We start from the raw sequence: 19,797 nt of genomic DNA, 5'->3' as shown, positions 1-19,797 counted from the left end.
CTTTTCGGTCAATGGTTTTCTGACCTAAGGGTCAAGAAAATGCGGTCGCAACACTTTCAATTATGGTCCAGTCTTCTGGAACCGGCGTTTTTGGCGGCTTACAGGCTTCAACGTTGCTTATTTCATGCCAAATTCGCCACGGTGGGCGTAGCGCCATCAGCGGGCCAATGCGCTACACTGCCGCGCTTGTACTGATAGAAGATTTTGAAGGGAAAACATGACGTTCAAGGCGCCGGACAGTCTCGCCGAGCAAATTGCTCACCACCTCGCCGAACGTATCATTCGCGGCGATCTCAAGCCTGGGGAGCGGATCCAGGAACAGAAGGTCACGCTGGCGCTCAACGTCAGCCGTGGTTCCGTGCGCGAAGCTTTGCTGATCCTTGAGCGCCGCCATTTGATTGCGATCCTGCCGCGCCGTGGCGCTCACGTCACCGAACTTACCGCGCACAAGGTGCAGAGCCTGTGTACGTTGATGGGCGAGATGTACATCCTGCTCGGCAATGCGGTTGCCGAAGGCTGGCAGACCCAGGCCGACATGGCGCCGTTTCTGCAGATCCAGCAACGCCTTCAATTGAGCCTGGAGCGTGAGGACATCCGCGCTTTCGTCGAAGAAAGCTTCAGCGTGATGCGCGCCGCGTACCCCTTCGCCAACAACCCTTATTTGCAGGAAACCGTCGAAAACCTGCAGCCGGCGATGAACCGCGCTTATTACCTGGCCCTGGATCAGCGCAAGGCGTCCATGAGCGAGTTCCTGGCGCTGTTCGAGCAATTGCTCGCCGCAGTACTGGCCCGTGACCTGGTGCAGATTCGCCTGGTGCTCACAGCCTATTGCCAGCGCAGCAGTTCGCTGGTCATCGCAGCCTTGGCGGACGCCTAAGCGTGCGGCTCAAGTGCATCAAGTTGGCGGGGTTCAAATCCTTCGTCGACCCCACCACCGTCAACTTCCCCAGCAACATGGCGGCGGTGGTGGGGCCCAATGGCTGCGGCAAGTCGAACATCATCGACGCCGTGCGATGGGTGATGGGCGAGAGCTCGGCGAAAAACCTGCGCGGCGAGTCGATGACCGACGTCATTTTCAACGGCTCCACCAGCCGCAAGCCGGTGAGCCAGGCCAGTATCGAACTGGTATTCGATAACTCCGACGGCACCCTGATCGGCGAATACGCCGCCTACGCGGAAATTTCCATCCGTCGTAAAGTCACCCGCGACAGCCAGAACAGCTACTTCCTCAACGGCACCAAGTGTCGCCGTCGCGATATCACCGATATTTTCCTCGGCACCGGCCTGGGCCCGCGCAGCTATTCGATCATCGAGCAGGGCATGATCTCCAAGCTGATCGAAGCCAAGCCCGAAGACCTGCGTAACTTTATCGAAGAAGCGGCCGGCATCTCCAAGTACAAGGAGCGCCGTCGCGAGACTGAAAACCGTATCCGTCGCACCCACGAAAACCTCGCCCGCCTGACCGACCTGCGCGAAGAGCTGGAGCGCCAGCTCGAACGCCTGCACCGCCAGGCGCAGGCCGCCGAGAAGTATCAGGAATACAAGGGCGAAGAGCGCCAGCTCAAGGCGCAACTGTCGGCCCTGCGCTGGCAGGCCTTGAATGACCAGGTGGGCCAGCGCGAAGCGATTATTGGCACCCAGGAAGTCAGCTTTGAAGCGCTGGTGGCCGAGCAGCGCAATGCCGACGCCATCATTGAGCGCCTGCGTGACGGTCACCATGAGTTGTCCGAACGCTTCAATCTGGTGCAAGGCCGCTTCTATTCGGTGGGCGGTGACATTGCCCGGGTCGAGCAGAGTATCCAGCACGGCCAGCAGCGTTTGCGCCAGTTGCAGGATGACTTGAAGGAAGCCGAACGCGCACGCCTGGAAACCGAATCGCACCTGGGCCATGACCGTACCTTGCTGCTGACCTTGGGCGAAGAGCTGGACATGCTCACCCCCGAGCAGGAAATCACCAGCGCCGCCGCCGAAGAGGCCGCCGCCGCCCTGGAAGAATCCGAAGCCACCATGCACGGCTGGCAGGAGCAGTGGGACGCCTTCAACCTGCGATCCGCCGAGCCACGCCGCCAGGCCGAGGTGCAGCAGTCGCGCATCCAGCAGCTGGAAACCAGCATGGAACGCCTGGCCGAGCGCCAGCGCCGGCTGCAGGAAGAGCGCGTACTGCTCGCCGCCGACCCGGAAGACGCGGCGATCATGGCGCTGAGCGAACAACTGGCCGAAAGCGAAATGACCCTGGAAGAGCTGGAGGCCAGCGAAGAGCAGCAAGTGGAGCGCCTGGAGCAACTGCGTCAGCAATTGCACACCGCGACCCAGGCGCAGCAGCAAGCCCAGGGCGACTTGCAGCGGCTCAATGGTCGGTTGGCTTCGCTGGAGGCCTTGCAGCAAGCCGCGCTCGACCCCGGTACCGGCACCGCCGAATGGCTGCGCGACCAGCATTTGGCCGAACGCCCACGCCTGGCCGAAGGCTTGAAAGTCGAAGCCGGCTGGGAATTGGCGGTGGAAACCGTGCTGGGCGCCGATCTGCAAGCTGTGCTGGTGGATGATTTTGGCGGCTTCGACCTGGCCGGGTTTGCCCAGGGCGATTTGCGCCTGCTCAGCCCGGCGCCCGAGGGTGCGCGGGTGCCGGGTAGTTTGCTGGACAAGGTCGAGGCGGCGATGGATCTGTCGCCTTGGCTGGGCCAGGTCAGGCCGGTGGAGTCTCTGGAGCAAGCCTTGGCCCAACGCGGCCAATTGGCGGCCGGCGAAAGCTTGATCAGCCGCGATGGTTATTGGGTCGGCCGCCACTTCCTGCGCGTGCGCCGCGCCAGTGAGGCGGAAAGTGGCGTATTGGCCCGTGGCCAGGAAATCGTCAACCTGAGCGCTGAGCGTGAAGAACGCGAAGCCACACTGGAAAGCCTGGAAACCGAACTGCAAACCCTGCGTGCTACCCAGCGTCAGCAGGAAACCGGCCGCGAACACCTGCGTCGGCTGTTGCAGGACGAAGCGCGCCAGCAAGGCGAATTGAAAGCCCAGTTGTCTGCGAGCAGGGCCAAGGTGGAGCAATTGACCCTGCGCCGCACCCGTCTTGACGAAGAAGTGGCCGAGATGGGCGAACAGCGCGCCCTGGAACACGAACAGATCGGTGAAGCGCGCCTGCACTTGCAGGAAGCCCTCGACAGCATGGCCTTGGACACCGAACAGCGCGAGTTGCTGCTGGCCCAGCGCGACAGCCTGCGTGAGCGCCTTGACCGCGTGCGCCAGGAAGCCCGGCAGCACAAGGACCACGCCCATCAGTTGGCCGTACGCTTGGGCTCGTTGCGCGCCCAGCATGATTCCACGCGCCAGGCCCTTGAGCGCCTGGAGATGCAGTCCGAACGCCTGACCGAAAAGCGCGAGCAACTGAGCCTCAACCTGGAGGAGGGCGAGGCGCCGCTGGAAGAGCTGCGCCTCAAGCTTGAGGAATTGCTCGACAAGCGCATGACCGTCGATGTCGAACTCAAGACCGCCCAGATCGCCCTGGAAGACGCCGACCGTGAACTGCGCGACGCCGAAAAGCGTCGCACCATGGCCGAGCAGCAATCGCAGTTGATCCGCGGCCAGCTCGAACAACAGCGTATGGAATGGCAAGCCCTCAGCGTGCGCCGCAAGACCTTGCAAGACCAATTGCTGGAAGATGGCTATGACCTGCACGGCGTGCTCAACACCCTGACCGCCCAGGCCAACGAGAAACACGCCGAAGAAGAACTTGAGCGAATTGCCGTACGTATTCAACGCCTGGGCGCGATCAACCTCGCCGCTATCGATGAGTACCAGCAGCAGTCCGAGCGTAAACGTTATCTGGATGCCCAGGACGCTGATCTGGTTGAAGCCCTGGACACCCTGGAAAACGTGATCCGCAAGATCGACAAGGAAACCCGCAACCGCTTCAAAGATACCTTTGATCAGATTAATGGCGGTTTACAGGCGTTATTCCCAAAAGTTTTCGGTGGTGGCAGCGCCTACTTGGAACTGACGGGCGAAGATCTACTCGATACAGGGGTGACGATCATGGCGCGGCCTCCGGGCAAGAAGAACAGCACCATCCATTTGTTGTCCGGCGGCGAGAAAGCCCTGACCGCATTGGCCCTGGTATTTGCCATCTTCAAGTTGAACCCGGCGCCGTTCTGCATGCTCGACGAGGTTGACGCGCCGCTGGATGACGCTAACGTTGGACGCTACGCTCGGTTGGTCAAAGAGATGTCCCAGACGGTGCAGTTCATCTATATCACCCACAACAAGATCGCCATGGAAATGGCCGACCAGTTGATGGGGGTGACGATGCATGAGCCGGGCTGTTCGCGATTGGTCGCGGTGGATGTGGAAGAGGCGATGGCGATGGTGGAATCCTGAACCACGCCGGGAGAGAGAATTTACAGCACGCTGTAGCGCGATTTACCGGTCTGGGGAAAGTGGCAAATGGACATATTTGTTCAAGGCATTTTGACAGACGGTGTAAAGTTATCTTTGGTCGTGCTAGTTTAATGTCAATTTTTCGTGTGCGTGGGCAAAACGTCAGTCAGAACATAGAGTTGGCGCCACGTTTTAAAGCGGTTTGCACGGTGCTAAACCCCTTATTTTTCAGCATTTTTTATTAGAGGCACGGGATTACATGGAAATCGGTCTGCGCGAGTGGCTGATCGTCATCGGCATCATTGTCATTGCCGGTATTCTTTTCGATGGCTGGCGCCGTATGCGCGGTGGCAAGGGCAAGCTCAAGTTCCGTCTGGACCGAAACCTGTCCAACTTGCCTGACGACGACGGCGCCGCCGAGCTGCTTGGGCCGCCCCGTGTGCTGGATACCCATAAAGAGCCGCAACTGGACGAGCACGACCTGCCGTCGATGAGCGCCCCGCTGCGTGAAGCCCGCGAACCGTCCTCCAAGCGCGGCAAGCGTGGTGGCGCGGCGGTTGCCGAGCCACACCAGGGCGACCTGAACCTCGACGTTGACGACGGCCCGAGCTTCAGCAGCCGTGATGATGATTTCCCGGACGAGACCGCGACCAAAAGCGCGGCGCGCCAATCGGTGAACGATCAGCCGGCTGCCGAAGAAGTGCTGGTCATCAGCGTGATCTGCCGCGACGCCGGCGGTTTCAAAGGCCCGGCACTCTTGCAGAACATCCTCGAAAGCGGCCTGCGTTTTGGCGAGATGGATATCTTCCATCGTCACGAAAGCATGGCCGGTAACGGCGAAGTGCTGTTCTCCATGGCCAACGCGGTCAAGCCGGGCACGTTCGATCTGGACGATATCGACCTGTTCAGCACCCCGGCGGTGAGTTTCTTCCTTGGTCTGCCAGGCCCGCGTCACCCCAAACAAGCGTTCGACGTGATGGTGGCCGCCGCCCGCAAGCTGTCCCAGGAACTCAACGGCGAGCTCAAGGACGACCAACGCAGCGTGCTCACCGCCCAGACCATCGAACACTACCGTCAGCGCATCGTCGAGTTCGAGCGTCGCGCCCTGACACAGAAACGCTGAGGAACGATCTTAAGCGTTGTCTGTAGAATCCGTGCACTAACATATTGAGCAGCTTCGGCTGCTCTTTTGCTTTATGAGAGAACACCCATGACCGCCGCCCATACCCGCATCCTCGAACTGCGCGCTGAACTGGATCAGCATAACTACCGCTACCACGTCCTCGACGAGCCGAGCATCCCGGACGCCGAATACGACCGCCTGTTCCACGAGCTCAAGGCCCTGGAGGCCGAGCACCCGGAGCTGGTGACGCGTGATTCGCCGACGCAGCGGGTCGGCAGTGCGGCATTGTCGGCGTTCACCCAGGTCAAGCACGAGATCCCGATGCTCAGCCTGGGCAACGCCTTCGATGAAACCACCATGCTGGAGTTTGATCGCCGGGTCACCGAGGGCCTTGACCTGCCGGTGGGCGATCTGTTTGGCGCTGGCGCGGCGGTGGAATACAGCTGCGAGCCGAAGCTGGATGGCCTGGCGGTCAGCCTGTTGTACCAGGATGGCGAGCTGGTGCGCGGTGCCACCCGGGGCGACGGCACCACGGGCGAGGACATCAGCGTCAACGTGCGCACCGTGCGCAATATCCCCCTGAAACTGCACGGCACGGGCTGGCCAGCCACCCTGGAAGTGCGCGGTGAAGTGTTCATGTCCAAGGCCGGTTTCGAGCGGTTGAACGCCTCGCAACTGGAAGTGGGTGGCAAGACCTTCGCCAACCCGCGCAACGCTGCGGCGGGCAGCCTGCGCCAACTGGATTCGAAGATCACCGCCAGTCGCCCGCTGGAGTTCTGCTGCTATGGCATCGGCCAGGTGACCGCGGATATCAGCGACACCCATATCGGCAACCTCAAGCAGTTGCAGAAGTGGGGCATGCCGATCAGCCACGAGTTGAAGCTGGCCAAGGGCATCCAGGAATGCCTGGACTACTACCGCGACATCGGCGAGCGCCGCAATGCGCTGGGCTATGAAATCGACGGCGTGGTGTTCAAGGTCAACAGCATTGCCTACCAGCGTGAACTGGGCTTCCGTGCCCGCGAGCCGCGCTGGGCGATCGCGCACAAATTCCCGGCCATGGAAGAACTCACCGAGCTGCTCGACGTGGAATTCCAGGTCGGCCGCACCGGTGCGGTCACGCCGGTGGCGCGCCTCAAGCCGGTCAAGGTGGCCGGTGTGACCGTGTCCAATGCCACCCTGCACAACATGGACGAAGTGGCACGCTTGGGGCTGATGATCGGTGACACCGTGATCATCCGCCGCGCCGGTGATGTGATTCCGCAGGTGGTCTCGGTGGTCACCGAACGCCGCCCGGAAAACGCCCGCGCTGTGCAGATCCCGCAAAATTGCCCGGTGTGCGGTTCCCATGTGGAGCGCACGCAGTTGGTCAAGCGCAGTAAGGGCAAGGAAACCGTCAGCGAAGGCGCGGTGTACCGTTGCGTCGGGCGTCTGGCCTGCGGTGCGCAACTCAAGCAGGCCATCATTCATTTCGTCTCGCGCCGGGCCATGGACATCGACGGCCTGGGCGACAAGACCATCGAGCAACTGGTGGATGAACAGCTCATCGGCTCGCCGGCCGATCTCTACAAGCTCAAATACGAACAGATCATCGACCTGGAAGGCTTTGCCGATACCTCCAGCAAGAAGCTGATCAGCGCCATCGAAAACAGCAAGACCCCGACCCTGGCACGCTTTATCTACGCCTTGGGCATTCCCGATGTGGGCGAGGAGACGGCCAAGGTGCTGGCGCGCTCGCTGGCGTCCCTGGAGCGTGTTCAAAAGGCGTTGCCAGAGGTGCTGACGTACTTGCCGGATGTTGGGCTGGAAGTGGCCCATGAGATCCATAGCTTCTTTGAAGACGGGCACAACCAGCAGGTGATTGGCGCGCTGTTGTCGCCAGACGAATGCGGCCTGCAATTGCAGGAGCAGGGCGAACTCAGCGCGGAATTCGCCGCCAGCACCACCTTGGGCGGTTTGCTCGACAAGCTGCACGTGCCTTCGGTGGGACCGGGCGCGGCGCAGAAGCTCGCGGACAAGTTCGGTTCGCTGGAGGGCATCATCAAGGCTGACTGGCTCGATATGCGCCAGGCGCTGCCCGAGAAGCAAGCCAAGGCTGTACGGGAGTTTTTCGACAATGCCGACAACGCCAACCATGCCCTGGCCATCGAGCAGCAGCTCAAGGACTTCGGCATGCACTGGCAGAGCGAGAAAAAGGTCGTTGAAGGCTTGCCCGAAGCCGGGCACACCTGGGTACTCACCGGCTCCCTGGAGTTGATGAGCCGCGATGTGGCCAAGGACAAGCTCGAAAGCCTGGGGGCCAAGGTGGCCGGTTCCGTTTCGGCGAAAACCCACTGCGTGGTGGCGGGACCGGGCGCCGGCTCGAAATTGGCCAAGGCCAATGAGCTGGGCCTGAAAGTACTGGACGAAGAGGCCTTCGTCGCCTTCCTGGCCAAGCACAACATCACCGTCTGATTGATCGTCCCCACGCTCCGCGTGGGAACGCATCCTGTGACGCTCCGCGTCACGGCCTTCGCGCAGACGCAGAGCGTCCAAGGCGGCATTCCCACGCGGAGCGTGGGAACGTTCTCTCCCGAGAAATGATCTAGTCTCTGTCACCCCAGGGAGAGATCGCCATGTTCCGCTACTTCGAGCAACTCAGCACGCGCATCGCCGCTCCGTTCATGGCCGAAACCTCGCGCAACAGCAAGGTGTGGCGATGCCGGTGTGGCCAGTCGCTGTTCTTTCGCAACAGCCAATGCCTGGCCTGCCAGGCGGCGTTGGGTTACCAGCCGCAGCAAAGCCGCCTGTCGTCCCTGCAACCTGGGCCGGTGGTCGGTACTTGGCTGGCCGACGACAATCTTGATGCTGGCGCTTTTCGGCGCTGCGCCAACCTCGACTCACCGGCTGCGTGCAACTGGCTGATTCCTGCCCACAGCACCGCGCCGTTGTGCGTGGCCTGTAGCCTGAACCGCACCATTCCTGACCTATCAATTGCGGAAAACCCCGAACGCTGGCGCAAGGTCGAAACCGCCAAGCGCCGCTTGGTCGCGCAACTGATCAGCCTGGGTCTGCAAGTGGTGCCCAAGAGCGTTGACGAAGAGACTGGCCTGGCCTTCGACTTTATCGGTATCGACCTGGAAGGCAACGCGCCCACCACCGGCCACGCCAATGGGCTGATCACCCTGGACATCAAGGAAGCCGATGACGCCCACCGCGAAAAAGTCCGCGTACAGATGCGCGAGCCGTACCGCACCTTGCTCGGCCATTTTCGCCATGAAGTCGGTCATTACTACTGGGACCGCCTGATCGCCAACAGCCACTGGCTCCCTCATTTTCGCAACCTGTTCGGCGACGAACGCGCCAGTTATGCCGAGGCCCTCGACCAGCACTACCAGAACGGCCCGCGCCCCGACTGGCAGCTCACCTGCGTGAGCGCCTACGCCACCATGCACCCCTGGGAAGATTGGGCTGAAACCTGGGCCCACTACCTGCACATGATGGACGCCGTGGACACAGCCCTGGGCTTTGGCATGAGCGCCCGCGAGATGGACCTGGATTACCAGCCATTCCCCCTGACCACGCTCTACGACCCCCAACACCCTGGCGGTCCGGCATTTCTATCCTTCGTCAATGCCTGGATCGAACTGGCCGGCATGCTCAACGAACTGTCCCGCGCCATGGGCCAGCCGGATTTCTACCCCTTCGTGCTGCCACCCGCGGTGATTGCCAAGCTGCACTTTATTCACCTGGTCATCCAGGAAGAAGGCGGCAGGGCTGATGGGGTTATGGCAAGTGCTTGAGCCTTCTCATTTTTTAATCCGGAACCAACGGTTGTAACTTCCGATGAGATGGGTACAATGGCGCGGCTTGCCGAGAGGCAGCGTCGTTATGGTGACCCCATCGGTCCCCCCGCAACGATTACCCGTGAACCTGGTCAGAGCCGGAAGGCAGCAGCCACAGCGGGAACATTGTGTGCCGGGGTGTGGCTGGTGGGGTTGCCTCCATAACGCTCCCTTCTGCAGTCCCTTCTAAATCTCAAGTTATTTTCAGCCCGTCATCTGTGATGCTTCCTGCACAGTGCATGACGGTCATTTCCCGTCTAGTGGCATACTCCCAAGCGTCTCTTCCCCTGGCTACGAGGCTCTATGCACTCGGAACATTTCAATTTATCCAGCCCTGTTTTCTTGCCGATCACCGAGCACACCTGTGCGGGGTTGTTGGGCAGTGAGGGTTTCGATGCGCTTGTAGCCCTGAGTGAGCCCCAATTGGCGGCGGTGTTGGTGATCCAGAACCTGGCGCAGGTGCCGGAAAGCGACCTTAGCGCCAACGGTGCTGAAAAAGTGTTGGCCAAGCTGATTGACTGGGCAGTCGATGCCCGCCATTCGGCCAGTGTGTCCCTGCTCTCTGAAGCGCAGCGGCTGTTCGATCAGAGGAAGCTGTACTTCGGCCTCAATGTGGTCAAAAGCCTGAAGCTGCGCTTTCTGCTGGAGGAGGAAGTCCAGGCGCAGGACTACCTGTTACCCAGTGGCAAATGGGACGTCGAGTATAAAGTCCGCCATCTCAAGGCCAATGATCCGTTCAGCCAGCAGGTGATCACGCCCAGGCATCGCGAGCGCTGGTTGAGCGCCGAGCAGGACAAGCTGCTCAGAACCTTCCGTGCCAACCTGAACGAAGACCTGCATGTGCAAGGCTACGCAGGCATTGGCAAGAGTCACCTGCTGGTGGCCTTGCTGGAGCACCTGCGCCCGGAAAAGACTTTGCTGCTGGCACGCACCCCGGCAAAACTCGAAACCCTGCGTGCTCGCATGGTGGGAGCGCGGGAGCGTAAGGCCGGGCATACCTTTCAGGACTTCGCCCATGCTCTATTGCATGGCCCCAGGCCAAAGCCGCTGAATGCGCCGGTGAGGGTGCCGACCAAGCAGGCGCTCGCCCAAGAACTGAATATCTTTGGTTTTCGTCGCCTGGAAGGGCAAGCGGTAGTGGAGGTGTGCCTCAAGGTGCTTGAAGCCTACTGCCGCTCTTGGGAGTACAGCTTGTCGGCCCAGCATTTGCCGCATTTCAAGCAACCGCTCGCCGGCGTCGATGCCAGGGTGCTGCTCGAATATGCCAGCCGGTTGTGGGGCTACCTTGAGGCGAACCCGGCCTGGGGCCGGCATACCGGGTTTGAAGCCTTGTTGATGATCAAGCGCGCCAGCCTTGCAGGCTGCGTCGTCCCCGAGCGCTATACCCACGTGCTCATCGATGAGAGCCAGGACATCCCCGCGCCGTTGCTGCAAATCATCGAGCGCGGCCGCCAGGTGCTGATCACTTTGGGGGATGAGTATCAGCAGGCCAGTGGCGGCGTGGTCAAACGCGCCCGTGAGGTTCGCCATACCGACGTGTGCTACTCCGTGCGTTCCGGGCGCAATGTCGAGCGCCTGGTCAACCCGTTGATCAGCTTGCACTCGGAAAAAAGCAAATCGCTTTTCGAGGGCGCACGCGATGCCGATGTCGGCATTGAGTTTTATCCGCAGGGTTTTGTACCCCCGCAAGGTTGCGTGGTGTTGACCGCTTCCCATTGGGACACCATGCAGTGGGCGATCCAACTGAGCCACGCCCGTTGTGCGTTCGGCCTGGCGAGCAAAGAGGCCCAGCAGTCGCTCAAGCATTTCATGGACACGGTCATCGCGTTGTTCAAACCCGATTTCTATAGCAATGAGTTCAATGACCTCGGCCCCCATGCGTTTTTCAGTGACATGGCCGATTGGCAGCAGGTGCGCGAAGCCTGCCAGTTCGATGAGGCGTTTCTGTGGGTCGAGGCCGAACTGGAAAAAGGCTTTAACGTGGCGGATGTCACGCGTTTGAACAGGTTGATCGGCCATCCGGACGAGCGCGTCCTGTTGATGCTGGCGCAGGATGCGGGCGGCATGGAGTTCGACCGGGTATTGCTTACGCCGGAACTGTTGACCAACGTGAAGTTCCAGGACGCCTACGCGTTCGATCAAAGACTCTGTGCGGTGTATATCGCGATTTCACGGGCCAGGGTGCAGTTGTACCTGCCCTACGATGTGGTCGAGTGGCTCGACTACCACAAGTATCAAAAGACCCGTGAATCCCTCGGTTACTGACGGATTTAATCCGGCTGTTTCACAACTTTCATAAAGCCCTCTGGACAACCCGCAGACCGCCTTGTTAGCTTGCGCCGGCCACTTGTTTCAGAGTATGACAAGGGCATGGATTTGATATTGAAGTGCTATCGCTTCTTTCACTCACAAGGATGTCTGTCATGAAAAGCCTGCAAGGGTTGCCTCGTCTTATCAGTGCTTCGGTAGGGACGCCCGGCAAAGCCCGCAACTTGCCCGCCGATGTTCAGTGCATCCAGTATCTATTCAATTTGATCATTCCCAAGATGGGGTTTGCCTTGCTGGAAAACGGCAAGTGCGACGGCCAGTTGGTGCAGTGCATCAGCCAGTATCAGTTTCGCCATCTCAAGTACGCCCATCCCGATGGCGTGATCGACCCCACCGGGCGAACGTTCAACAGTCTGATCGAAGAGGCGTTGAAGGTGCCGGTGCGGGCTTTTCCTAACACGCGCATTCCGACGTTTCTAAACATTTTCGGCAATAACAACATCGATGCGGTACAGGCCACGGTCAATGTGTACCTGGACCGCGTGCGTGCGGTGATCGAGGCCGAGCGGCGTAACCGGCAGTTGATGATGCAGTCCACCTGCGATGGCGGGACGACCTTGAGCGATACGGATTTCCAGAACGCCGCCAAGCAATTGGGCAACGGTATTTCGGTGAATGTGGTCAAGGCGTTCGCCACGGTGGAGTCGGGCGGGAAGGTGGGGTTCGGGCCTGCCAAGTTGCCGATCATCGCCTTTGAAGGGCACCACTTTCGCAAGTACACCAAGCACATCTACGACCAGTCGCAGCCGCTGCTGTCGTATGTCTACAAGAAAAAAGCCGGCCCGCAATGGCAGACGAACAACAAGGATCAGGTCAAGGCCTGGGAGACCATGGCCACTGCCTTTGCGCTGGACCAGGAAGCGGCCTTGATGTCGGCCTCCTGGGGCATGTTTCAAATCATGGGGTTCAATTTCGCGGCGTGCGGGTTCAAGACGGTGTTTGAGTTCGTGGCGTCATTGAAGGTCAATGCCGGTAATCAACTCAAGGCCTATCTCAGCCTTTGCAGCCACAACTCGGCGTTGTTGAGCGCGATGAAAAACAAGGATTTTACCGCCATGGCCCGAAACTATAATGGCGACGATTACGGCAACTATGACGTCCTGATGAAACAAGCCTACGAAGCCTTTGAAGGGAAGAAATAAGATGATTCGTTATCTGGCGATGGGAGTGTTGTCGTGGTGCGCCGTGGCGCCCGCGTTGGCCGGCTCGGCGGCGTTGCATTCAGGTAAATATGAAGGGCTGATGCTGGCGGTGACGCCTGGGCATCAGGTCGAGGGGTTCTATCAGGAATCGATGGGCGAGGGTGTGGCCCGTGGTTGCACGTTCTACCTGCAAGGCAAGCCCGAAGCGCTCACCACCTGGCGGGACGCTGCCTACCCAGGCAGTGTAGCCGCGGCGCCCGACGGGGTGACCCTGACCGTGGCGCAGGGCCGCCAACACCCTGGCTGCATCAATGTGCTGATGCCGGAAATCGCCACGGGCCTGGAGCTGAGCCAGACCGCCAGCAAACAATGGATCGGCTTGGTGACGGTGTCTGCCGACAAGGCTTACCTGCTTAAAACGCCGGGCGCCAAAGCGGCAAAGCGGCCCTACATCGTCAAGCATGACGTGGTGGGCGTACTGGCGTTCAAGGACGGTTGGGCGCAGGTGGAATTCATCAACGCTGACGACCGCTCCTTCACGGGCTGGATCAGCCAGGGCCAGTACGCACGGTTGGCTGCCCCGAAGCCCTAAATTGTAGGAGCGAGCAAGTCAGCCAAAGGTCTCGCGCAGTAGCCCGGCGAACGCATCTCGCGCCAGGTGCCGCTGGGTGTCCGTATGCCAGAACAACAGGTTGTCCACGGGCGTCAGCGCTTCAAAGCGATAAGACGCCAACTGATTGGCCTGTTCATAGCGCGCCAGGATCCCCTCGGGTGCCAACGCCACGCCAATCCCCGCGCTGACGCAACCGATGATCGTGCCCCAGCTTGCATAGCTGGCAATCGCTGGCTTGACGTTATGGGGCTTGAGCCAGTTTTCCAGGGCGGCGCGATAAGGGCAGCCCGGCGGCCATACCAGCAATGTACGGCCGGCCAAGTCTTCGGCGCTATTGATAGGCGCGCTGCACGCGCTGGCGATCAGCACCAGGCGTTCGCTGTAGACCACGCTCTGTTCCAGCTTCGTGCGTTTGCCGCCGGCGGCCACCAGCGCCACGTCCAGGCGGTGGTGCTGCAGGTCGTCCAGCAGTTGCGCCCAGGCACCGGTGACCAGTTCCAGGCTGACATTGGGATAACGCCGGTGGTATTCCGCCAGCAGCGGCGGCAAGCGCCCGCTGGCACTGGATTCCACCGCACCGATGCGCAAGGTGCCACGGGGAATGGCGCTGGCATCCACCGCGCGTTTGGATTCATCCACCAAGGCCAGGATACGTTCGCAGTAATCCAGGAAGATTTCTCCCGCAGCGCTGATCGCCAGCCCTCGGCCAGCACGGATAAACAGCGGCGTGCCCAACTCGCTTTCCAGCTGCTTGATGCGCGTGGTGATGTTGGACGGCACACAGTGCAATTGCAGTGCTGCCTGGGCCACGCTGCCGGTTTGCGCCACGGCTCGCACCATTTTCAGTTGGGCCAGTTCCATTGCTCAGTTCCAATGATTTCAGAAGTCAGAAACGCTTAATTGTCCTATGCCTGGCCTGGGCCAAGACTGGCAGCATTCCTTTTGCGTGGATGCTGTCGATGAATACTCCGTCACCTCTGAAGCTTACGCTAGTCATTGCCAGCGTCATCCTCTGCTGGGCGTATTCGCCCATCGGCGTACACATGGGGTTGCACAGTTATAGCCCCGGCCAATTGGCGCTGCTGCGGTTTTTGATCGCGTCGGTATTCATGGGCTGCGTGGCCTGGGGGGTGGGAATTGGACGGCCACCATTGCGCGACCTGCCGTGGTTGTTCGTGCTGGGCTTTTTCGGGGTGTTCCTGCACCACACCAGTCTCAATCATGGGCAGCAATGGGTGACGGCGGCAGCGTCGAGTGTGTTGGCACAGTCGGCGCCGTTGTTCAGTGTGTTGATCGCGTTTTTCTGCCTGAAAGAGCAGGTCAGCGCCTGGCGCTGGGGTTGCGTACTGTTGGGGTTGGCTGGCGTACTGGTGGTGATCTGGGGCGACCAGGGCATGGGCGATCTCAACCCACGGGGTTTGCTGATCTTGTTGGCGGCCTGCTCATGGAGTGTGTACTTCGCCATCCAGCGACATTACGCCCATCGCTACAGCCCGTTGACGATGGCGTGCTACATGGTGTGGTCCGGCACGCTGATGCTGTGCGTGAACCTGCCGGGACTGCCCGCCGCCATCGTGCAGGCACCGATGGGGGAGAATCTCGCCGTGCTGGTGCTGGGTATTTTTCCCAGTGCCTTGGCCTATCTGGCCTGGGGTTACGTGTTGAAGCACGTCGAGGTCAGTCGTGCGTCGGTGGCGATGTACCTGATTCCACCGGTTGCCATGCTGATGGCCGCCACGCTGCTTGGCGAACACGTCACCCTGCAGGTGATGCTGGGCGCAGTGGTCGTGCTGGCCAGCGTCGCCGCTATCAGTCTGGAAGGGCGTTGGCGCTCCAAGGTGCCAGCAAAACGTCCTCAGGTGCCCTCTGGGAGGCCAATCGAACAAGCTTCGTCAGATTAGACGAGCGTGCCGGATGCAATTTCCCCCTTGCTCCGCTAGCATTACCGGCTTCTGCTTCCCAGTTGCGACGGTTTTCGATGAGTTATCAGGTTCTTGCACGTAAATGGCGCCCGCGCTCGTTCCGCGAAATGGTCGGCCAGACCCATGTGCTCAAGGCTCTGATCAATGCCTTGGACAGCCAACGGCTGCACCACGCCTACCTGTTCACCGGTACGCGCGGGGTGGGCAAGACCACGATTGCGCGCATCATCGCCAAATGCCTGAATTGTGAAACCGGTATTACCTCGACGCCTTGTGGCACCTGTTCGGTGTGCCGTGAGATCGACGAAGGGCGTTTCGTCGACCTGATCGAGATCGACGCCGCGAGTCGTACCAAGGTCGAAGACACCCGCGAACTGCTGGACAACGTGCAGTACGCGCCGAGCCGTGGCCGCTTCAAGGTCTACCTGATCGACGAAGTGCACATGCTGTCCAGCCACTCCTTCAACGCCTTGTTGAAAACCCTGGAAGAGCCGCCGCCCTACGTCAAATTCATCCTGGCCACCACCGACCCGCAGAAACTTCCGGCAACGATTTTGTCGCGGTGCCTGCAGTTCTCCCTGAAAAACATGACCCCCGAGCGTGTGGTCGAGCATTTGACCCACGTGCTGGGCGTCGAGAACGTACCGTTCGAAGACGACGCGCTGTGGTTGCTGGGCCGTGCCGCCGATGGTTCGATGCGCGATGCCATGAGCCTCACCGACCAGGCCATCGCGTTTGGTGAAGGCAAGGTCATGGCCGCCGACGTGCGCGCCATGCTCGGTACCCTGGACCACGGCCAGGTGTTCGACGTGCTGCACGCGCTGATCGAGGGTGACGCCAAGGCGTTGCTCGAAGCGGTGCGCCACCTGTCGGAGCAAGGCCCGGATTGGAATGGCGTGCTTTCGGAAATCCTCAACGTATTGCACCGCGTCGCCATCGCCCAGGCCCTGCCGGAAGGCGTGGACAACGGTCATGGCGACCGTGATCGCGTATTGGCCCTGGCCCAGGCCTTGCCGGCCGAAGACGTGCAGTTCTACTACCAGATGGGCCTGATCGGTCGCCGCGACTTGCCCCTGGCACCCGACCCGCGGGGTGGCTTTGAAATGGTGCTGCTGCGCATGCTGGCGTTCCGGCCGGCAGATTCGGCAGACGCACCGAGACAGCCGCTAAAGCCAGTGGGGATCAGCCAGGCCACAGTTGATTCCGCCAAACCCGTGGCTGGGGCGGCCGTTGTCGCGCCAGTAGTTGCAGCGCCTGCGGTTGCTGTGCCTGAGCCGGTTGCGCCGGCACCTGAGCCTGAACCTGCGCCGGTTGCCGTCGCACCGGTGGTCGAGCCCGAGCCGGTCATTGAGCCCGAGCCCGAACCCGTGGTCGACTTGCCCTGGAATGACCCGGTCGAAGCGCAAGTAGAGCCCGAGCAACAGCCCGCCGTGGAGCCCGTGCTGGAAACCACCGGCGAGCAACCCGAGCTGACGCCGATGCCTACGCCGACTCCGGACAGCGTGGTGCCGGATGCCCCTGAGTGGGTATCGGCGCCCGTTCCTGAACCGACGGTCGCCCAGGTCGACGCGGCCACGCCGGGCATTGACCTGGATGACGAACCGCCGCTGGACGAAGACTACATCGAGCCGGACATGGATTCGGCCTACAGCTACCTGGACGAACTGGCCAGCGAGCACACCGCGGAACCGGCGCCCGAGCCCGAGGCAGAACCTGCCGCGGCCCCGGCTACCGGTCTGGCCCTCCAGTGGCTGGAATTGTTTCCGAAATTGCCGATCTCCGGCATGACCGGCAGTATCGCCGCCAACTGCACCCTGATTTCCATCGAAGGCGACCACTGGCTGCTGCACCTGGACCCGGCCCATAGCGCCTTGTTCAACGCCACCCAGCAGCGCCGGCTCAACGATGCGCTCAACCAGTACCATGGGCGCACGCTGACCATTGCCATCGAGCTGATCAAGCCCGAGCAGGAAACGCCGGCCCAGGCCGCGACCCGTCGGCGCCTTAACCGCCAGCGCGAGGCTGAGGATTCGATCCACGCAGATCCGCTTATCCAACAAATGATGCAACAGTTCGGTGCGGTCGTCCGCCACGATACTATTGAACCTGTCGAAGCCCCGGTGCCCCAAGCGTCATGACACCGGGCTATTCATTGATCCACGTACTTTTGAGGTGATTCCCATGATGAAAGGTGGCATGGCCGGCCTGATGAAGCAGGCGCAGCAGATGCAGGAAAAAATGGCCAAGATGCAGGAAGAGCTGGCCAACGCCGAAGTCACCGGTAAAGCCGGTGGCGATATGGTCAGCGTGGTGATGACCGGTCGTCACGACATCAAGCGTGTCAGCATCGACCCAAGCGTATTGCCGGGCGTGGGTGAAGATGACCTGGAAATGCTCGAAGCGCTGTTCGCCGCAGCCGTCAACGACGCTGTGCGCAAGATCGAAGCCAACAGCCAGGACAAAATGTCCGGCGTGACCGCTGGCATGCAACTGCCACCGGGCATGAAACTGCCGTTCTGATACACGCTTTAGCTAGACTCAAATGCCAGGCATCGTGCCTGGCATTTTTTTCGCCGGTCGAAACATCGAACCCCAAGCCTTCACCGATGGTCTGCACCCTATACCGTTGAAACCACTCACCGATAAAGGAGCCCCGCTGATGCCTCAAGAAATGACGCTCAACCAACGCATCGTTCTGGTCTCACGCCCTCAAGGCGCACCCACGCCGGAAAACTTTCGCCTGGAACGTGTCAGCCTGCCGGACCTGGCAGACGGCCAGGTGCTGCTCAAGACCCTGTACCTGTCTTTGGACCCCTACATGCGTGGACGCATGAGTGACGCGCCGTCCTACGCCGCACCCGTGGAAATCGGTGAAGTGATGACCGGTGGGGCTGTCAGCCGTGTCGAGCAATCGCGTAACCCGAAATTCGAAGTGGGCGACCTGGTGGTCGGCGCCACTGGCTGGCAAAGCCACTGCATTTGCGAAGGCCATAACCTGATCCCACTGCCCAAGGGTCTGCCGAGTCCGTCGATGGCCTTGGGCGTACTGGGTATGCCGGGCATGACGGCCTATATGGGCTTGATGGATATCGGCCAGCCCAAGGCCGGGGAAACCCTGGTGGTGGCGGCTGCGTCGGGCGCGGTGGGGTCGGTGGTGGGCCAGGTGGCCAAGCTCAAGGGCTTGCGCGTGGTGGGCATTGCCGGTGGCGCGGACAAATGCCGCTATGTGGTGGATGAGTTGGGCTTTGACGCCTGTATCGACCACAAGAGCGAAGACTTTGCCCATGAACTGGCCCTGGCCTGCTTCAAAGGCGTGGACATCTACTTTGAAAACGTCGGCGGTAAAGTCTTCGATGCTGTGCTGCCTTTGCTCAACCCCAAGGCGCGCGTGCCGCTGTGCGGGTTGATCGCCGGCTATAACGCCCATGAAGCGCCCAGCGGCCCTGACCGTTTGCCGGCGCTGCAACGCACCTTGCTAACCAAGCGGGTACGTATCCAGGGCTTTATTGTGTTCGACGACTATGGCGACCGCCAGCCGGAGTTCCTCAGCGCTATGGCGCCTTGGGTGCGCGAGGGCAAGATCAAGTTCCGCGAGGACGTGGTCGATGGCCTGGAGCAGGCGCCCGAAGCCTTTATCGGCCTGCTCGAAGGGCGCAACTTCGGCAAGTTGGTGGTGCGCGTCGCGCAGGATTGAGTATTTGACGCTAATCCGGGGCGCGGGTATAAACCGCGTCTCGTTGTTTTGTCGGACCCTTCGCCCATGAGCTTCAGCCCCCTGATTCGCCAACTGATCGACGCCTTGCGCACTTTGCCCGGCGTCGGCCAGAAAACTGCCCAGCGCATGGCGCTGCAACTGCTGGAGCGTGATCGCAGCGGCGGCACTCGCCTGGCCCAGGCCCTGAGCCAGGCCATGGAAGGTGTGGGCCATTGCCGCCAGTGCCGCACCCTTACCGAAGAAGAACTCTGCCCGCAATGCGCCGACCCGCGTCGCGACGACACGTTGCTGTGCGTGGTGGAAGGGCCGATGGATGTGTACGCCGTGGAGCAGACCGGTTACCGCGGGCGTTACTTCGTGCTCAAGGGCCACCTGTCGCCGCTCGATGGCCTGGGGCCGGAAGCCATCGGTATTCCACAACTGGTGGCGCGAATCGAAGAGCAGGGCACCTTTACTGAAGTGATCCTGGCGACCAACCCGACGGTGGAAGGTGAAGCCACGGCGCACTACATCGCTCAGTTGCTGACCAATAAAGGTTTGATTACTTCACGGATCGCCCATGGCGTACCGTTGGGTGGCGAGCTGGAATTGGTGGACGGCGGCACCCTGGCGCACTCGTTCGCAGGCCGAAAGCCGATCGCGCTTTAAAACCCACTGCAGTCCCAATGTGGGAGCTGGCTTGTCGGGTCGCCGCATCGCTGCGATAGCATCACCACGGTGTACCTGAAAAACCGAGGCGTCTGCATCGCGGGCAAGCCCGGC

14 protein-coding genes and 1 other RNA gene are annotated in these 19,797 nt (G+C 61.0%); 14 read left to right on the top strand and 1 reads right to left on the bottom strand.

Features of this window, described 5'->3' with window-relative positions; all coding sequences use genetic code 11:
- Positions 1 to 217 precede the first annotated feature (217 nt).
- The 9 genes from JMV15_RS15485 to JMV15_RS15445 all read left to right on the top strand — a co-directional run bounded on the left by JMV15_RS15485 (position 218) and on the right by JMV15_RS15445 (position 13,377).
- Positions 218 to 877, top strand: a complete 660-nt coding sequence (locus tag JMV15_RS15485; RefSeq protein WP_014719464.1) for a GntR family transcriptional regulator — start codon at positions 218 to 220, stop codon at positions 875 to 877.
- Between the two features lie 2 nt (positions 878 to 879).
- Complete coding sequence (gene smc, locus JMV15_RS15480; RefSeq protein WP_038451120.1) at positions 880 to 4,368, top strand: chromosome segregation protein SMC; 3,489 nt, start codon at positions 880 to 882, stop codon at positions 4,366 to 4,368.
- Positions 4,369 to 4,627: 259 nt separating this feature from the next.
- Positions 4,628 to 5,491: a cell division protein ZipA gene (gene zipA / locus JMV15_RS15475; RefSeq protein ID WP_038451118.1), complete on the top strand. Its 864-nt coding sequence runs from the start codon at positions 4,628 to 4,630 to the stop codon at positions 5,489 to 5,491.
- A gap of 87 nt (positions 5,492 to 5,578) precedes the next feature.
- Positions 5,579 to 7,945: an NAD-dependent DNA ligase LigA gene (ligA, locus tag JMV15_RS15470; RefSeq protein WP_020302651.1), complete on the top strand. Its 2,367-nt coding sequence runs from the start codon at positions 5,579 to 5,581 to the stop codon at positions 7,943 to 7,945.
- Positions 7,946 to 8,106: 161 nt separating this feature from the next.
- Positions 8,107 to 9,273 (top strand): zinc-binding metallopeptidase family protein, encoded by a 1,167-nt coding sequence (locus JMV15_RS15465; RefSeq protein ID WP_014719460.1) that lies wholly within the window; start codon positions 8,107 to 8,109, stop codon positions 9,271 to 9,273.
- Between the two features lie 98 nt (positions 9,274 to 9,371).
- Positions 9,372 to 9,468: signal recognition particle sRNA small type (gene ffs / locus JMV15_RS15460), an RNA gene on the top strand.
- Positions 9,469 to 9,618: 150 nt separating this feature from the next.
- On the top strand, positions 9,619 to 11,580 hold the full coding sequence (locus JMV15_RS15455; protein WP_038451116.1) for a hypothetical protein: 1,962 nt from the start codon (positions 9,619 to 9,621) through the stop codon (positions 11,578 to 11,580).
- Between the two features lie 158 nt (positions 11,581 to 11,738).
- Positions 11,739 to 12,785, top strand: a complete 1,047-nt coding sequence (locus tag JMV15_RS15450) for an N-acetylmuramidase family protein (RefSeq protein WP_014719458.1) — start codon at positions 11,739 to 11,741, stop codon at positions 12,783 to 12,785.
- Position 12,786: 1 nt separating this feature from the next.
- A complete protein-coding gene (locus JMV15_RS15445; protein ID WP_014719457.1) occupies positions 12,787 to 13,377 on the top strand; it encodes a hypothetical protein in 591 nt (196 codons plus the stop codon).
- Positions 13,378 to 13,395: 18 nt separating this feature from the next.
- On the opposite strand, the gene JMV15_RS15440 is transcribed toward JMV15_RS15445, so the two are convergent.
- Positions 13,396 to 14,259, bottom strand: a complete 864-nt coding sequence (locus JMV15_RS15440; RefSeq protein ID WP_014719456.1) for a LysR family transcriptional regulator — start codon at positions 14,257 to 14,259, stop codon at positions 13,396 to 13,398.
- A gap of 98 nt (positions 14,260 to 14,357) precedes the next feature.
- On the opposite strand from JMV15_RS15440, the gene JMV15_RS15435 reads away from it, so the two are divergent.
- The 5 genes from JMV15_RS15435 (at position 14,358) to recR (ending at position 19,683) form a co-directional block, all read left to right on the top strand.
- A complete protein-coding gene (locus JMV15_RS15435; protein ID WP_038451114.1) occupies positions 14,358 to 15,299 on the top strand; it encodes a DMT family transporter in 942 nt (313 codons plus the stop codon).
- A 77-nt stretch (positions 15,300 to 15,376) separates the two neighbouring features.
- Positions 15,377 to 17,458 carry a DNA polymerase III subunit gamma/tau gene (gene dnaX, locus JMV15_RS15430; RefSeq protein ID WP_014719454.1) on the top strand — a complete coding sequence of 694 codons (2,082 nt, stop codon included), beginning with the start codon at positions 15,377 to 15,379 and terminating at the stop codon, positions 17,456 to 17,458.
- Between the two features lie 43 nt (positions 17,459 to 17,501).
- Positions 17,502 to 17,840 (top strand): YbaB/EbfC family nucleoid-associated protein, encoded by a 339-nt coding sequence (locus JMV15_RS15425; RefSeq protein WP_003193199.1) that lies wholly within the window; start codon positions 17,502 to 17,504, stop codon positions 17,838 to 17,840.
- Positions 17,841 to 17,979: 139 nt separating this feature from the next.
- On the top strand, positions 17,980 to 19,014 hold the full coding sequence (locus JMV15_RS15420; protein ID WP_003193196.1) for an NADP-dependent oxidoreductase: 1,035 nt from the start codon (positions 17,980 to 17,982) through the stop codon (positions 19,012 to 19,014).
- A 66-nt stretch (positions 19,015 to 19,080) separates the two neighbouring features.
- Complete coding sequence (recR, locus tag JMV15_RS15415) at positions 19,081 to 19,683, top strand: recombination mediator RecR (protein WP_014719453.1); 603 nt, start codon at positions 19,081 to 19,083, stop codon at positions 19,681 to 19,683.
- The last annotated feature ends 114 nt before the right edge of the window (positions 19,684 to 19,797 follow it).

The sequence above is a fragment of the Pseudomonas paracarnis genome, from assembly GCF_904063055.1.
GTDB classification, from domain to species: Bacteria; Pseudomonadota; Gammaproteobacteria; order Pseudomonadales; family Pseudomonadaceae; genus Aquipseudomonas; species Aquipseudomonas paracarnis.
Note: the sequence above shows the minus strand (reverse complement) of the source record. Positions and strands in the feature narration are given on the sequence as shown.

What these genes read in the sequence shown, in the direction of transcription:
- JMV15_RS15465 (WP_014719460.1), top strand. Translation starts at nt 8,107, where the DNA reads ATGTTCCGCTACTTCGAGCAACTCAGCACGCGCATCGCCGCTCCGTTC.
- JMV15_RS15440 (WP_014719456.1), bottom strand. Translation starts at nt 14,259, where the DNA reads ATGGAACTGGCCCAACTGAAAATGGTGCGAGCCGTGGCGCAAACCGGC.
- JMV15_RS15425 (WP_003193199.1), top strand. Translation starts at nt 17,502, where the DNA reads ATGATGAAAGGTGGCATGGCCGGCCTGATGAAGCAGGCGCAGCAGATG.
- zipA (WP_038451118.1), top strand. Translation starts at nt 4,628, where the DNA reads ATGGAAATCGGTCTGCGCGAGTGGCTGATCGTCATCGGCATCATTGTC.
- JMV15_RS15485 (WP_014719464.1), top strand. Translation starts at nt 218, where the DNA reads ATGACGTTCAAGGCGCCGGACAGTCTCGCCGAGCAAATTGCTCACCAC.
- JMV15_RS15420 (WP_003193196.1), top strand. Translation starts at nt 17,980, where the DNA reads ATGCCTCAAGAAATGACGCTCAACCAACGCATCGTTCTGGTCTCACGC.
- JMV15_RS15450 (WP_014719458.1), top strand. Translation starts at nt 11,739, where the DNA reads ATGAAAAGCCTGCAAGGGTTGCCTCGTCTTATCAGTGCTTCGGTAGGG.
- JMV15_RS15435 (WP_038451114.1), top strand. Translation starts at nt 14,358, where the DNA reads ATGAATACTCCGTCACCTCTGAAGCTTACGCTAGTCATTGCCAGCGTC.
- recR (WP_014719453.1), top strand. Translation starts at nt 19,081, where the DNA reads ATGAGCTTCAGCCCCCTGATTCGCCAACTGATCGACGCCTTGCGCACT.
- JMV15_RS15455 (WP_038451116.1), top strand. Translation starts at nt 9,619, where the DNA reads ATGCACTCGGAACATTTCAATTTATCCAGCCCTGTTTTCTTGCCGATC.
- ligA (WP_020302651.1), top strand. Translation starts at nt 5,579, where the DNA reads ATGACCGCCGCCCATACCCGCATCCTCGAACTGCGCGCTGAACTGGAT.
- JMV15_RS15445 (WP_014719457.1), top strand. Translation starts at nt 12,787, where the DNA reads ATGATTCGTTATCTGGCGATGGGAGTGTTGTCGTGGTGCGCCGTGGCG.
- dnaX (WP_014719454.1), top strand. Translation starts at nt 15,377, where the DNA reads ATGAGTTATCAGGTTCTTGCACGTAAATGGCGCCCGCGCTCGTTCCGC.